The following is a 14,640-nucleotide window of genomic DNA, read 5'->3' as shown; positions in this document are numbered from 1 at the left end:
CGTGAGATCAACATTCCATACGCTGGAGACCGCGAAACGAAGCCTTTTCACGCAACAGGCGGCCATCAATACGGTCGGGAACAACATAGCGAACGCCAACACCAAGGGGTATTCCCGTCAAGTCGTCAATATGGTGGCCGCTCGGCCGATCGAGGCTTACGGTTTGATGCGTTCCAACACGCCCGGGCAGCTGGGAACCGGTGTCGAGTTCACGTCGATCGAGCGGGTGCGGACGACGTTTCTGGACGATCAGTTCCGCAACCAGAATAAATATTTGGGCAGCTGGTCCGTTCAATCCGATACGCTGGATAAGCTCGAAGCGATCGTGAACGAGCCGGGAGATACGGGCATCCGCAAGGTCATCGAGAATTTCTGGAATTCATGGTCCGATCTCAGCAAAGACCCCGATAACGTCACCGGCCGCAAAATTGTCCGCGAGAACGCGCTGGCCCTTGTGGACACGTTCAACCAGACAAGCAGGCAGCTGACGGACTTGAGCGGGGACTTGACCGAGAACATCTCGGTGAAAGCGACGCAGATGAACACGATGATCGACACGATTGCTTCGTTGAACACCGAGATCCGGCGTATCGAAGGATTGGGCGATCAGGCGAACGATTTGCGGGATCAGCGCGACCTGTTGACGGACCAGCTGTCCGAAATCGTCAACATTCAGGTGGTCGAGAATGAGCAGGGCTACAACATTACGATGGGCGGAACCGCGCTCGTCGCGGGACCGACGGGGACTCCCGTCACGGCGGACATACTGACGGCAGCGGCCGCATCGGGCGCGTTGACCGGCGGCGAAGTGTACGGCATGATCGTCTCCCGGGACCGCTACGTCAAGGAATATCAGCAGCAGCTGGATTCGCTTGCGAATACGCTCGCGAACGGCGAACTGGAAGTGATCGTTCCGGCCGGTTCCGTGCTGCCCGGAGAAACGGCGCCGCTGTCGGAGCCCAGGGCGGTCAAGGTCAACGGCATCAACGGCCTGCATAGGCTCGGCTACACCCTGGAAAGCCCGGCAACCACCGGTCAAGATTTCTTCACCTTCGGGGCCGGCGCCGCAGGCATAACGGCGGCAAGCATACAGCTGAATCCGGCCATCGCCGGCGACACGAACAAAATCGCAACCTCTCTGCGCACGGAGACGAGCGGCGGCACGACAACGGTGGTTAAAGGAAACAATACGTTGGCGCTCTTAATGGCAGAGTTGAAGGACATTAAATTTACATTTGACGAGACTGCGATCGGCAAAGGCGTCTCGCAATCGACCGTTTCCGATTATTACAACTCGGTGGTCGGAGCGCTCGGCGTTCAGGCACAGGAAGCGAGCCGCCAATTGCAGAACACCAAGTCGCAGCTCGATCAGGTGGACGCCGGCAGGCAGTCCGTCAGCGGGGTTTCTCTCGATGAGGAAATGTCCAATCTTATCAAATATCAGCAGGCTTACAACGCGGCTGCAAGATTAATGTCGACGTTCGATGAGATGTTGGATAAATTAATCAACGGGACGGCGTAGGCCGGCCGTTGAAACAGAGGGGGATATACAATGGCGCTGCGCGTAACGCCCGGCATGATGCATATGCAGCTCACCCGCAACCTGACCCGTAATTTGAATCAAATGAGCGAGCTTCAGAATCAAGTGACGACGGGACGTAAAATCAACAAGGCGTCCGACGACCCGGTCGGCATTACCTATGCGCTCCGATACCGATCGGAGCTGGCTTCCAACGAGCAGTATCAGAAAAATGTCAACTCCGCGTTGTCGTGGCTCGATTTCAACGACACCGTGCTCTCCCAGGCAACCGACGTGCTGAAGCGGGCGAAGGAGCTGGCCGTGCAAGGCTCGAACGGTACCAATCCTCAGGTGGCGCTGGACAATATCAGGGATGAAATGCAGCAATTGAAAAACCAGCTGTTGGACGTGGGAAACAGCAAGCTGAACGGCAAGTTCGTGTTTAACGGCCAAAAGTTCGATGAAATGCCGTACGATGCGACCAAACCGGGTTTTGATGCCAAAGCGGTCGATACCGACGATGCTCAAGTGAATTATACGGTGGGAGTCGGCGTGACCTTGCCGGTTAACTTATCCGGAAACCAGGCTTTCGGCGACCCCGGCGATGCGGACAATGCGTTCGCGGTTTTGGATCGGGTCATCACCGCCCTGGGTGCGGGGGAGCAGCGGGATGTGGCGGGCGAGCTTGATAATATCGAATCGAGGCTGGACAAGCTCCTTAATGCCAGGTCGGAGATCGGCGCGCGGGTCAATCGGGTGGAGCTTATGCAGAACAGGCTGAAGGATCTGGAGATTAATCTGACCGACCTGCAGTCCAAGACGGAGGACGCCGAGTTCGAGAAGCTTCTGATCGACTCGAAAATCAATGAAAATATCTACCAGGCTTCGTTGTCCGTAGGCGCGAAAGTGATTACCCCTTCGCTCGTCGACTTCCTGCGATAGGGAAAAGCGTCTATGAAGCTGCCGATTCTTAGAGCTGAACAAACTTTCGGTCGGATAGATGTGGAATCGAGTTCGGGGCAGTACCGCATCCAAACCCGTCAGGCCGACCTGCGAATTGCAACGACGTCCGCACAAATCAGCGCGCCTACTCCGCAGCCGACTCTCCATATCGATCAAAGCCGCATGTGGCGCGCCTTTAATGGAGGCAAGACGGTCGAATTCATGTCGAATATTTACTCGCAGATGCCCGCTGTTGCGCTCCGGAGTATTGAGAAGATCGTCCAAAAGGGAAATCGGCTGGGCGATATCCGCGATGGGCAAAATCCGATACCGGAAATGGCGATGCAAGGCATGCTCGACGGGGCGCCGGATATTCAATATTTAGGCCGGCCCTCGTACGACAACGTAGATATCCATTTCAACATCCCCAAGCCCGACGCGCAGATTGAGCCGGGCGGGGTTGATATTGAAGCCCGGATCTATAAGCCGGATATTCAATATCAACGAGGCGGCGTCGATGTATATATGATTCAGAAGCCAGGAATCCGGTTTCAAGTCGCCAATCTGGATGTGCGAGTGTAAACCACAATAAAGCGAAGCTGCTATAGGAAACCGCGCCGGTTCTCTATAGCCTTTTTGTTTCTTATCCACTATGATGGCAATAGAACAGGAGCGTGTGTGGAACAATGATAATCAAGACAGGCCGTTTCGGCGAGCTCGAAGTTTCGGATAGCGAGATTTATACATTTCCTAAAGGGATCCCGGGCTTCGAAGAACAAATGTTGTTTTTCATTGTCTCCCCCGAAGAGGACGAGCCTTTCTCCTTTCTGCAGTCGGTCGCGGACGGTGATTTGGTGTTTGTAATCGCCGATCCGTTTCTCTTTCGGTCGGATTACGATATTGAACTGCCTGAATCGGCGCTTGCCGAGCTGCAAATCGAATCGGCCGATCAGGTATTGCTGCGTTCGATCATTACGATTCGTGAAGATCTGGATAAGGCGACGATCAATCTGGTCGCGCCGATCGTGTTCAACGTCGATACCAAAGTCGGCAAACAGGTGGTGCTGGCCACGTCGTCTTATACGACGAGGCATCCGTTATTTCCCGCAATGGAGAAACGATAAGGGGGAGTGGTTTCGTGCTGGTTCTGTCGCGAAAAAAAGGCGAGTCCATCATATTGCAGGACAATATAGAAATCACGATTCTCGAGGTGAACGCGGATACGATTAAAATCGGCATTAACGCTCCCAAAGACATTGAAATTTTGCGCAAGGAGTTATATGTTTCGATAAAAGAATCGAATCGTGAGTCCGTGGGACCGTCCGTGAGTCTCCAGGATTTGCAAAATAAAATGAAAAAAATCAAAAAAAATGACGGTAAGCTATAAAGCAAATAAAGAATCGAACCGATATTAATAGCATAACCGGTTGAGGGCGGCCGACCTCAAACCGGTAACCACATGGATGTGGGAACTTATATCGTTTCAGGGAGGAAATATCAATGCGTATTAACAACAATATCACGGCTTTGAACACCCAGCGCAACCTGGCTCTGAACAACACCGCAACAGGCAAGTCCATGGAGAAGCTGGCTTCCGGTCTCCGCATCAACCGTGCGGCCGATGACGCTGCAGGCTTGGCGGTATCCGAGAAAATGCGCGGACAAATTCGCGGTCTCGAGCAATCGCAGCGCAACGTGCAGGACGGTATCTCCTTCGTGCAAACGGCAGAAGGCGCGATGAACGAAGTATCCTCGATGTTGACCCGGATGAAAGAGCTGAACGTTCAGAAGCTGAACGGCACTTACGCTTCCGGCGACAAATCGAACATCAACCAAGAGCTTTCCGCTTTGGGATCGCAGATCAACTCCATCCTGACGAACACGAAGTTCAACGGCAAGCTGGTCACGTCCGGCGCCACGATCCAAACGGGCGACGTATCCGGCGTAACGATCTCCATCGGCGCGATCACCAAAACCGGCATTTCCGGTCTTACGGCCAACAGCACGCTGACGCAGATCGAAACGGCGATCACGAACACGTCGACGGAACGCGCCAAGCTGGGTGCTCTGCAGAACCGTCTCGAGTACACTTCGAACAACCTGGGCACGACGATCGAGAACCTGACGGCTTCCGAATCCCGTATTCGCGACACCGACATGGCGAAAGAGATGGTCAACCTCACGAAAAACAACATCCTGCTTCAAGCTTCGCAAGCGATGCTGGCGCAAGCCAACTCGCAGCCGCAAGGCGTACTGTCCTTGCTCGGCTAATCGGTTTAATAAGCCAAAAGACCTTAGTTTATCTAGGGTCTTTCTTTTTTTTATAAAGTCCTACTCACGCACTAACATGTTCACTCCGCAATGCCGATATTTAGAATAGAATCATATTGTAATCGGGGTGAAGTACATGTCCATGAGTATTTCATCAGCACGGAACTCGGCGGGAATTCGGACGGATAATCAAGTGAACGGCAACGGACCGGTGAAGGCTAATGACGAACCACTCAGCAGTTATAAGACGATGGAGGCTCTGCAAGAAGCGGACCGCAAAGGCGTCAGAGTAACGATCGGGGAGGCGCAGAAGGTAAGGAGCATCGAGCGTGCGCTTGATGCGGTTAAAGGCCAGCAGACGGAGCTCGAAATGTCCGTTCACGAGAAGACGAACGAAGTCGTGATCAAGGTGCTGGATAAGGAAACCGGCAAACTGATCAGGGAAATCCCTTCCGAGAAAATACTGGACATGGTATCGAGCTTCATGGAAATGAACGGCATGCTCTTCGACGAGAAGGTCTAGAAGGAGGCGGCATTATGAGTATGAGGATTACGGGTATGGCATCCGGTCTGGATATAGACAGCCTGGTTAAGGAAATGATGAAGGCGCGCAAGGCATCTTCGGACAAGCTGTTCCAGAAAAGAACGACGCTGGAATGGCAGCAGGAGACTTACCGAGAGGTCAGCACCAAAATTGTCGATTTCCGCAATAATAAACTGAGTTCTTACAGCTTATCCAACCAGATCAACGCCAAGAAAGCCGAAATAAGCGGGAATCAGAATGCATTGACCGTGAACTCCGTAAGCTCCACAGCGGCGGGCAGTTTAAACGTACAGGTGACGAAGGTGGCCACGGCTGCCACTTCCGTGTTTACGTATGACCCTGACAATAACCCCGCAACGACTAACAGTACGGACGGAATGACGTTGAGCAGCCTTGGATTTACGAGCGGCACGCTGACGGTCAATGGCAAAGCGGTAACCTACGCGGGAACCGACACGCTCCAGAATCTTGCCGACAAAATCAATGCGGATAAAGACACGAAGGCGACAGCTCTATATGACAAGGTTAGAGGCCAATTTTCCATTACCAATACCGAAACAGGCGGCGGAACGGCATCGATTGCAGGCTTTCCGGAGAGCACGACAACCTTCGTCAGGGCGAACTCCGGCGGCGACAACGCTACGGCTGTTATCAACGGAATCACTTACACGCAGAGCAGCAACAAGTTTTCCGTTAACGGTATCGACTTTACCGTTAAACAGGAATCCGGTGCGGCCGGTGCGACGACGCTGACGACGGTTACCGATACCGATAAAATTTTATCGACGATCAAATCATTCGTAAGCGACTATAACAGCTTGATCGACAAGGTGAACGGCGAACTGAATGAAGAACGTTTTCGCAGCTTCACGCCCCTCACCGATGTGCAAAAGGAAGAAATGTCGGACAAGCAGGTTGAGTTATGGGAAGAGAAAGCGCGCAGCGGCCTGCTGAGGAACGATTCGATTTTGAGCAAATTCGCGTCGGACATGAGGATTGCTTCGACGGCCGATTTCGCTGCCAATGTGAATATCGCCACAATAGGCATCACAACCGGCACCTGGCAGGATAGAGGAAAGCTCGTCGTAGATGAGGAAAAGCTCCGCAAAGCGATCACCGATAATCCCCAACAGGTTGCGGATATTTTTACAAAGGCGGGAGACGCCTCCCAGCCGGGCAACGCTAATGTCGGCATTTTCAACAAAATGACCAAAATTGCTATGGATACGCTGACCCAATTGTCGGAGCGGGCCGGCACATCGGCGGTAAGCGCGGACCCTAAGGGCAAATTTCTCGAGAGCTCGCTGATTAGCGGCCAGATTCGTGAGTATAAGACGAAGGAATCCGACATGCTTGCCAAGCTGACCGAGATGGAAAACCGTTATTACAAACAATTTGCGGCTATGGAGGCTGCGATCAACAAGTTTAATTCACAAGCATCCAGCTTGTCCAGCTTCATGAGTTAAAGGAGTGAACGTTCTTGTTACAATCGCCGCATAAAGCCTACCAGCAAAATTCCGTTCAAACCGCTACCCCGGGTCAGCTTGTCATTATGCTTTACGATGGAGCGATCCGGTTTACGAAGGCGGGAGTGGAAGGGATACAACGACGTCAATATATGATTGCCAATACAAATTTGAAGAAAGCGCAGGCTATCGTGCATGAGCTGATCGCTTCTCTCAACCATGACTTTCCGATTTCGAAGGATCTTGTCCGAATCTACGAATATATGCTTCATCTGCTGATACAGGCGAATGTGAAGAAAGATGTCAAGCCGGCGGAAGAGGTGCTTGAACATTTGCAGGAGCTGAGAGAGGCCTGGAAGCAAACATTCAAAACGGGCACCGGCGCGGCAACTTCGATCGAAGGACGCGTCTAATGGCAACGAAGTTGGAACAGCTTCATTCGGCCACTATCCGAATCGCTGAGCACGGCGTTGACGGTGATGCGGAAGAGTGGAACAGCTTGCTGGCTCTGCGTGACGAAGCATTGGAGGAGCTGACCGCTTTGTCTGCTTTAACCGGCGCACAGGAGCAAATGGTGAGAGAAATAAGCGCCTATGATTCTGTTCTGGTGGAGCAGATGGAATTACTTAAAGAACAGGCGGCTGCATCTCTGGAGAAATTGAATCAGTCGAAGCTGCAAAAAAACGTATACGAGCAAAGCTATGCCGCGGGCAGCTATTTTATAGACAAGCGAAAATAGTGTTTTCTCGACATTTATTTGCAAATAATGAACCGCTGGGTGAATTTTACCTTGCGGTTTTTCTCATGTTTGGTCAAAATATAGCCGATATAAGGAGTAAGAAGTGAAGGAGGCTTGACGATGAGCGCGAATTCGACATTATCTATAGATGAGATTTTGGAAGATGTGAAAGCTTTTTTACCGAGGCTCATTGAAGCCTGCGAATCGGTTGCGGAGCTGTTGTACAAACCGATGCACGATGAAGCATGGGCGATATTCGGAGAGCTGGTCCAAGGTATGGATGATTTATACCGGACGTTGAATACGGTTAATTGCCAATGGTTGGCGGAACGATCGAATCATGTACTGCAACAGGTTATCGCCGAGTTTTTGCCTGGAATGGCGAGCAAGTTTGAAGTCATGAACCGGTTCGTGGATGACGAGGAATTCATGGAGGCCGGGGATTATATCCGTTATGAATTGGCGCCGCACTTCTCCGAGCTTGCGGTTGTGCTGGGCGAAGAATCGGATGTACGCCACAATCGTTTGAAAATGAATCTTGCATATCTTCAGAATCGCTTCCCGCGGGCCTACGAGCAGCTACGTATCTTAACGCTCAATCCGCAGCGGTACCAAATTATTTCCGCCAAATTCGGCTCGCAGAACTTGTATGTTACGCCGGAAGAGGGAGCTCCGGTATACCTTTACAGCCGATACGCCCCGGAGTCCGAGGCTGAGCGTTGGACCGCGTCGGTAACCGACATCGTGACCGGCAAAAGTAATGTGATGTTTTATGGCTTCGGACTGGGCTATCATCTGATTAAATTTCAAGAGCAATTTCCGGAGCATAATCTGTACGTGTATGAACCGGACCCTAATATATTTCTGGCCGCCATGGAAGTCATCAACCTTGCGCCGATTTTTGACCGTCCGCAAATGAAAGATTTCGTTGTGGGTCAAGATAAGGATCATCGCGACGGGCTGTTTTATCGATTGCTGAAATACGGAAAAGGAGACACGGCTACGATTCCCCTGCCGATTTACGATAAATTCAGCGCACAATTTAAACAGATGTTTTTTGAGGATGCCAAAAATGCGATTTATAATTATGCGGCTTCGGAGAACGTATATGAGAAATTCGGTTTGGAATGGACCAGAAACAGTCTGTACAATATGGCCTACAACGTAACTACCCCTTCTATCGCCGGTATGAAAGGCGCAGCGGCGGGGCTGCCGGCTGTAATCGTCGGAGCGGGGCCTTCCCTTGAGGCGGATATTGAGCGGCTTCGCGAGTTGAAGCATCATGCGATCGTTATTGCGGCTGGGTCGAGTATTCAATCGCTGCAGCACTTCGGGATTGAACCGCACGTGATCGTGTCTTTTGACGGCGGGGAAGCGAATTATAATGCTTTCAAACACGTCGACATTAAGAATATCCCCTTGTTATATGCGCCTCAGGTGGAATATCGGGTAATTGAGGAGACCTCAAACAAGCTTTTCCATGTTTTTCTGAATACGGATATTACGACGATCTACTTAGCCGGATTAACCGATGAGGATCCGATGTTTAAATCGACACATTCCGTCACCGGCACGGCCATTCAGGCGGCCGCGTTTATGGGATGCGGGGAAATCATTTTTGCCGGTCAGGATCTGTCCTATCCGGAAGAGCGGGTTTATGCCGTTGGTGCTCAACACGTCGAACCGACTCATGACGCGTACATCATGAACCGCGCGCTCCAGCAGGTGGAAAATGTGTCGGGCTCCTTTAACCGCACGACCGATTCAATGAAGTTGACCTTGGTGGATATTGAGGAGATCATCGCAATGTTCCCGGAGATTCGTTTCGTTAACACAAGCCGGAATGGCGCGAAGATCAAGAATACGACATGGGAGCCAATTGAAGATGTTATTTCCAGATTAAGAAGCTGCACGATCGTACCGGGTTTTGTATCCGATGCAATGGTACGAAGTCTCGTTCCCTATCCCGCCGCACGGCGGGCAGAGATGGTGGAACGGGTAATCGGCTTGCCGAAGCTGCTTGCGGAGTTTGAAGAAAAAATCAAACGCATCAAGAGAAATATGGAGAAGCTTCCTGAGCTCAGCAGAACGAAGCCGGATAAGTGTATCAATACGATGATAGATATAGAGACGGATTGGGAATTCGCCGTAAAGTCGCGAATCTTCAATACATTCTTTATGATGCTACTCAAAAAGGAAGTATCGTCCTTTGACCGAGATCTTCCGGAAGTGGCAAGTGAGAATAATCTGATTAAAAAAGCCGGCCTGTTCGTAGAGGTGGTAGGAAAGCTTGTCAGTGCGATTGATGAGAAAATCCCTACGGTAAGAGCGTTGTTTGAGGAATCCATTCGACGCATTCATTTGCGGGCGGGACACATTGAGGGTGAGCAGATTGTATCGAAATAAGAAAATATTGATTACCGGCGGCACCGGCACAATCGGATACCAGCTTACGCGAAGGTTGCTGCAGGACAAACCAGCGGTCATAAGGATTTTCAGCCGTGATGAGTACAAGCAATATGACATGAGCCTTGAATTCGAGGAGCACGCTTCAAGAATGCGTTATTTGATCGGCGATGTGCGGGATGAACAACGGTTGATAAGAGCAATGGAAGACATTGATTATGTCTTCCATTTAGCGGCTATGAAACATGTGCCGTTCTGTGAATATAATCCGTTCGAAGCTGTAAAAACAAACGTAATAGGCACGCAAAACGTCATACAGGCGGCCATCCAGACCGGGGTTAAGAACGTTCTATTCACCAGTACGGACAAGGCGATTTCACCGACCAATACTTACGGGGCAACAAAGCTGACGGCCGAGCGCCTGATTTCCGCCGCAGAGTATCAAAAAGGGCCCAAAACGATGATCTTCTCGTCGGTGCGATTCGGTAATGTAATGGGTTCGCGAGGCTCCGTCATTCCGCTGTTTAAAAAACAGATCATGGAGGATCGGCGCATAACGGTAACCGATTTGAATATGGTCAGATACATGATGACCGCCTCTCAAGCGATCGATCTTATGCTTTTGTCCAATGAGCTTGCGCAGGGCGGGGAAGTATTCGTACTGAAGATGCCCGTTGTCAGGCTGTCGGATTTGGCCGAAGTCCTGATTGACGAGGTAGCCAAAAAGAATAATATAACAGAGCCTGTAATCATCGATGAAATAGGCGTGAGGCCCGGGGAAAAAAGGTTCGAGGAGCTGATGACGGACGATGAGGCTCTGGTTGCCGCGGAGACTCCCGAAATGTTCGTCATTCCGCCCGCATTCGGCCATACGACATGGAAGCCGAATGAGGAACGTAAAACGGCAGGTCGCTATAGTATCGCCTCAGAGCAATGCATCTCCAAAGAAACATTGCGTGATTGGCTACTCATGGAAAATTTGATCTAAGGAATGCGGTATATGGATACTATTCTGATTACCTGTATTGGAAAGCGAGTGCAGTTGGTTCGGCATTTTGCGGATGCGGGCTACCGGGTGATCGGAACCGATTCGAACCCGGCAATGGCACCGGCCAGCCACTTCGTTCACCGTGTATATCCGGTTCCTAAAGTCAACGACCCTGCATATATCCCTACCCTTTTGGACATTGCCGCACAGGAGAAGATCGGGTTTGTCATTCCGCTTTTTGAACCCGAATTGCGGCCTCTATGCCAGCATATTGATTCGTTCAGGAATATCGGTGCGGAGGTCATCGTTTCCGGCGACAAAGCGCTGCAGATTTGCCTGGACAAGTATCTGCTGTATTCGCTTTTTCGTGACAACGGAATAACCACGCCCGACACCTTCGTGCCGGAATCGTTGAAACCGCACGATAGCCATCATAAGTGGGTTGTGAAGCCCAGGAGCGGGATGGGGAGCAGAGATGTTCACATTCTGAATAACGGGCAAGACGCATTGGCGGTATCGCGGGATGTGCCCTCGTCCATTATTCAACAATATATTGATGGTACGGAATACACCATCGACGCGTTCGTGGACAGGCACGGCACGACCAGAAGCATCGTTCCGCGCGAGCGTCTCGAGGTTCGGGCCGGCGAAGTAAGCAAATCGGTCACGAACAGGGATGCCGCCATCATGGAGGCTGCGCAGGCCGTTTTGCGGCTGCTACCTTTTTACGGTCCGATCACGATACAAGGAATAAAGGAAACCCGTTCGGGCAAGTTTTATTTCACGGAAATCAACCCCAGGTTCGGAGGCGGCGTGCCTCTTTCAATCGAAGCGGGAGTATCCTACGCGAATTTGATCAGGGAGACGGGTACCAAAGAGAAGGGGCTCGTACCGTTTCGGGACGGTCTGTTGATGCTGAGATACGAAGAGGCTGTTTTCGTCAATGGAAAACAAATTCATAATCTAAATCAAGAGAAGGAGGGGCGCGAGTAATGGTGCCTGGAACAGAATTTCGCGGATTTCTGGAGGCTGTGAATGATAGTTTTAAATTGGATGATATTGATTTTGCCGCACTCTCAGACTTCAGGAACTTATTGGTTATAAGATCCGGTAGCCTTAGGATATTCACTAAATTCATTAGATCGGTGCAGGCAGTTAATCCTTATATTTATTTTACGGTCATTTCACATGCGAGAGATCGAGTGGAGATAGAGGAAATATGCGGGAGAACGAATTGCAAGGTAATGGAGTATGCGGAGCCCGGTAACTATGATATCAAGTTTATGTTAGATATTGTGAGCGAATTAAAAAATCAAATTTTTGATAGCTATATTTTATTGTTTAATAATCGCTCAGGGATAGATTACGCTAATACGATAGAAATTATGATTGAGCTAACCGACGGTCCGTTGCTTGCTTTTAATGGATATCATGAGTTGCTGCTTATGAATAAACCTCGATTTTACTTGAAAAGTCTAGCCCTTATAAGAGCGGTAGCCGAGTGGAACTGGGAGCAAACGACTCCCTTTGATGAATCAATAACACACATGTCGAGGGGATTATAATGAGCCGGATTGGTGTTGATTTGCGTATTCTTGATAACGGGAATCGTGCGGGCTTGGGTCGCTATGCATACAACGTTACAAAAGAAGTTCTTAGTCTTAACAGTGACAGCTATGAATTAATAGGCTCTTTCACGGATCCTTTGTTGGATCAGGCAAATCGATATCGAATTGATTTGCCTCACCATGACTTGGATTATGCCAACCAGATTCTGTCTCTAATAGGTCGTGTGAATGATTATCGCGTCTTATTTTCTCCGTTCTACCCGATACCGGAAAGGAGAACGTTTGCTGGAGTACTCACCGTATTGGACTTGATTCCCTTAAAGCTCCCTGAAATTTTCCAGCACACATTTATCTATGAGTTTTATGACAAATTCATTCGCCATTCGGTTAAACACGCTAACCATATTCTAGCGATATCTCAGTGTACAAAGAATGATATTGTTGATTTATTTGGTGTAGATGAGTCGCGGATAACGGTCACTTTTTTAGCGGCAGATCCTTTGTTTTTGGAAAACCGACACAAGATGCCGACTGATGTAACCATATTAGGAAATTATAACATCGCTGTTCCGTATATATTGTCTGTTTGTACGATCGAACCGCGAAAAAATTTGAAAAGAACTTTGCAAGCCTATGAGCTTCTTCGCTCGAGAATCAGACAACGCATTGGCCTGGTCCTCGTAGGAGGGTTGGCTTGGAAATCGAATGAACTTGTCGAAGAAATCAGAGCCAGTGAATACGCCGATGACATTGTTATCACTGGATATGTGAAAGATGAGGAGCTCCCTGTCCTTTACCGAAATGCAGAAATGTTCGTATATCCTTCTCTCTATGAGGGATTCGGGCTGCCTGTTTTGGAAGCAATGGCGTGCGGGGTGCCGACGGTTACATCCAACATATCCTCTATGCCTGAGGTGGGCGGTGACGCTGCGGTTTACTGCGATCCTTATGAAATAGACTCGATTGCCGAGGCCTTGGAAAAGGTATTGTGCGACCCGACGTTGAGAACAAATCTGGCTAAAAGGTCAGTCGAACGAGCAAATTCAATTACATGGAATAAAACGGCAGTGAAAACCAGAGAAGCTTTGGAAGCATTTCTATGACGAAGGCATTAATCCGTCTCCTCTGTATCGAACAGATCGAGACATAAATTCAAGGTGGGTAGAGATATGCAAAATAAAAGACAAATAGCTCTTGGACATTTGGAAATTTCAAATACGGCAAAAGAATATGTAATGAACACATTGGATGAAAATAGACTGTCAACTGGAAAGTATGTAAAAAAATTCGAGACTGAATTTGCAAAATTACATCAAAGGGCTACTTCTGTATTTACAGCAAGCGGAACATGTGCATTACAAATCGCATTGGCTGCATTAATAGAGAAGCATGGATATAAGGAAGGTGATGAAGTATTAGTTCCAGCGATAACGTTCATAGCAACATCCAACGTTGTCCTCCAGATGAAATTAAATCCAGTATTTGTAGACGTAGATCCTTATACTTACAATATTGATCCGAACCAAATTGAAAAACATATCACTCCTAGAACGAGAGTAATAATTCCTGTTCATCTTTTCGGTTTACCATGTGATATGGATTCTATAGTAATGATTGCTGACAAGTATAATCTACACATAATAGAAGATTCATGCGAAACAATGTTTGTAAAGTATAAAGGAAAATCAGTTGGTACTTTTGGTGAGTACGGTTGCTTTTCTACATATGTAGCCCACTTATTAATAACAGGGGTGGGCGGTATTGTTACAATGAAAAACGAAGAGGATGAAAAATTATTAAGATCGATTATGCAACATGGTAGAGATACAATCTATTTAAATATAGATGATGACGATGGAATCGATGAAGAATTGATGAATTCATTGGTACAGCGTCGTTTCTCTTTCGTTAGAATGGGCTTCTCCTACCGGATCACAGAGTTAGAGGGCGCACTTGGTGTGGCAGCCCTTGAAGAATCAGGTGAGATGATGGAAAGAAGAAAAATTATTGGTGAATACTACACGAAATACATGAAGAAATTTAATGACGTATTGCAGCTTCCAACAATTCCTAAAGGATCGGAACATGCTTATATGATGTATCCAATAGTATTAAAAAAAGGAAACAGAGATAAATATGCGCTTTGGTTGGAGAAGAATGGTGTTGAAACGAGATACATGATGCCTCTAATCAATCA

16 protein-coding genes are annotated in these 14,640 nt (G+C 49.1%); all 16 read left to right on the top strand.

Going from position 1 to position 14,640, the window contains the following annotated elements; translation table 11 throughout:
* The first annotated feature begins 1 nt into the window (after window position 1).
* Window positions 2–1,522, top strand: a complete 1,521-nt coding sequence (flgK, locus tag RWM61_RS02215; RefSeq protein WP_313996916.1) for a flagellar hook-associated protein FlgK — start codon at window positions 2–4, stop codon at window positions 1,520–1,522.
* Between the two features lie 30 nt (window positions 1,523–1,552).
* A complete protein-coding gene (gene flgL, locus RWM61_RS02210; RefSeq protein WP_313996913.1) occupies window positions 1,553–2,461 on the top strand; it encodes a flagellar hook-associated protein FlgL in 909 nt (302 codons plus the stop codon).
* A gap of 12 nt (window positions 2,462–2,473) precedes the next feature.
* A complete protein-coding gene (locus tag RWM61_RS02205) occupies window positions 2,474–3,043 on the top strand; it encodes a DUF6470 family protein (RefSeq protein ID WP_313996911.1) in 570 nt (189 codons plus the stop codon).
* A 104-nt stretch (window positions 3,044–3,147) separates the two neighbouring features.
* The gene (gene fliW, locus RWM61_RS02200) at window positions 3,148–3,585 is read left to right on the top strand and encodes a flagellar assembly protein FliW (protein ID WP_313996908.1); all 438 of its coding nucleotides are present in this window, start codon (window positions 3,148–3,150) and stop codon (window positions 3,583–3,585) included.
* 14 nt (window positions 3,586–3,599) lie between these two features.
* Window positions 3,600–3,848, top strand: coding sequence for a carbon storage regulator CsrA (gene csrA, locus RWM61_RS02195; RefSeq protein WP_313996905.1), 249 nt, complete (start codon window positions 3,600–3,602; stop codon window positions 3,846–3,848).
* Between the two features lie 113 nt (window positions 3,849–3,961).
* Entirely contained in the window at window positions 3,962–4,732 is a 771-nt protein-coding gene (locus RWM61_RS02190) for a flagellin (protein WP_313996902.1), read from the top strand.
* 142 nt (window positions 4,733–4,874) lie between these two features.
* Window positions 4,875–5,255 (top strand): flagellar protein FlaG, encoded by a 381-nt coding sequence (locus RWM61_RS02185; protein WP_313996900.1) that lies wholly within the window; start codon window positions 4,875–4,877, stop codon window positions 5,253–5,255.
* A 14-nt stretch (window positions 5,256–5,269) separates the two neighbouring features.
* On the top strand, window positions 5,270–6,742 hold the full coding sequence (fliD, locus tag RWM61_RS02180) for a flagellar filament capping protein FliD (RefSeq protein WP_313996898.1): 1,473 nt from the start codon (window positions 5,270–5,272) through the stop codon (window positions 6,740–6,742).
* A gap of 14 nt (window positions 6,743–6,756) precedes the next feature.
* Entirely contained in the window at window positions 6,757–7,155 is a 399-nt protein-coding gene (gene fliS / locus RWM61_RS02175) for a flagellar export chaperone FliS (protein ID WP_313996896.1), read from the top strand.
* Window positions 7,155–7,481, top strand: coding sequence for a hypothetical protein (locus RWM61_RS02170; RefSeq protein ID WP_313996893.1), 327 nt, complete (start codon window positions 7,155–7,157; stop codon window positions 7,479–7,481). Before fliS ends, RWM61_RS02170 begins: the two co-directional genes overlap by 1 nt.
* A gap of 120 nt (window positions 7,482–7,601) precedes the next feature.
* Window positions 7,602–9,887 carry a 6-hydroxymethylpterin diphosphokinase MptE-like protein gene (locus RWM61_RS02165; protein ID WP_313997131.1) on the top strand — a complete coding sequence of 762 codons (2,286 nt, stop codon included), beginning with the start codon at window positions 7,602–7,604 and terminating at the stop codon, window positions 9,885–9,887.
* Window positions 9,874–10,875, top strand: a complete 1,002-nt coding sequence (locus RWM61_RS02160; protein ID WP_313997129.1) for a UDP-N-acetylglucosamine 4,6-dehydratase family protein — start codon at window positions 9,874–9,876, stop codon at window positions 10,873–10,875. Before RWM61_RS02165 ends, RWM61_RS02160 begins: the two co-directional genes overlap by 14 nt.
* 12 nt (window positions 10,876–10,887) lie before the next feature.
* On the top strand, window positions 10,888–11,868 hold the full coding sequence (locus tag RWM61_RS02155; protein WP_313996891.1) for an ATP-grasp domain-containing protein: 981 nt from the start codon (window positions 10,888–10,890) through the stop codon (window positions 11,866–11,868).
* Window positions 11,868–12,440 carry a hypothetical protein gene (locus RWM61_RS02150; protein ID WP_313996888.1) on the top strand — a complete coding sequence of 191 codons (573 nt, stop codon included), beginning with the start codon at window positions 11,868–11,870 and terminating at the stop codon, window positions 12,438–12,440. The genes RWM61_RS02155 and RWM61_RS02150 overlap by 1 nt, the downstream gene beginning before the upstream one ends.
* On the top strand, window positions 12,440–13,546 hold the full coding sequence (locus RWM61_RS02145; RefSeq protein WP_313996886.1) for a glycosyltransferase family 1 protein: 1,107 nt from the start codon (window positions 12,440–12,442) through the stop codon (window positions 13,544–13,546). Before RWM61_RS02150 ends, RWM61_RS02145 begins: the two co-directional genes overlap by 1 nt.
* 66 nt (window positions 13,547–13,612) lie before the next feature.
* Window positions 13,613–14,640, top strand: a 1,028-nt coding sequence (locus RWM61_RS02140) for a DegT/DnrJ/EryC1/StrS family aminotransferase (protein ID WP_313996884.1), incomplete at its 3' end; no start/stop codon positions are given.

It is taken from the genome of uncultured Paenibacillus sp., from assembly GCF_963515335.1.
In the GTDB taxonomy this organism is placed as follows: domain Bacteria; phylum Bacillota; class Bacilli; order Paenibacillales; family Paenibacillaceae; genus Paenibacillus_I.
The sequence above is the reverse complement of the archived record's forward strand: the minus strand, read 5'-3'. Positions and strand labels throughout refer to the sequence as shown.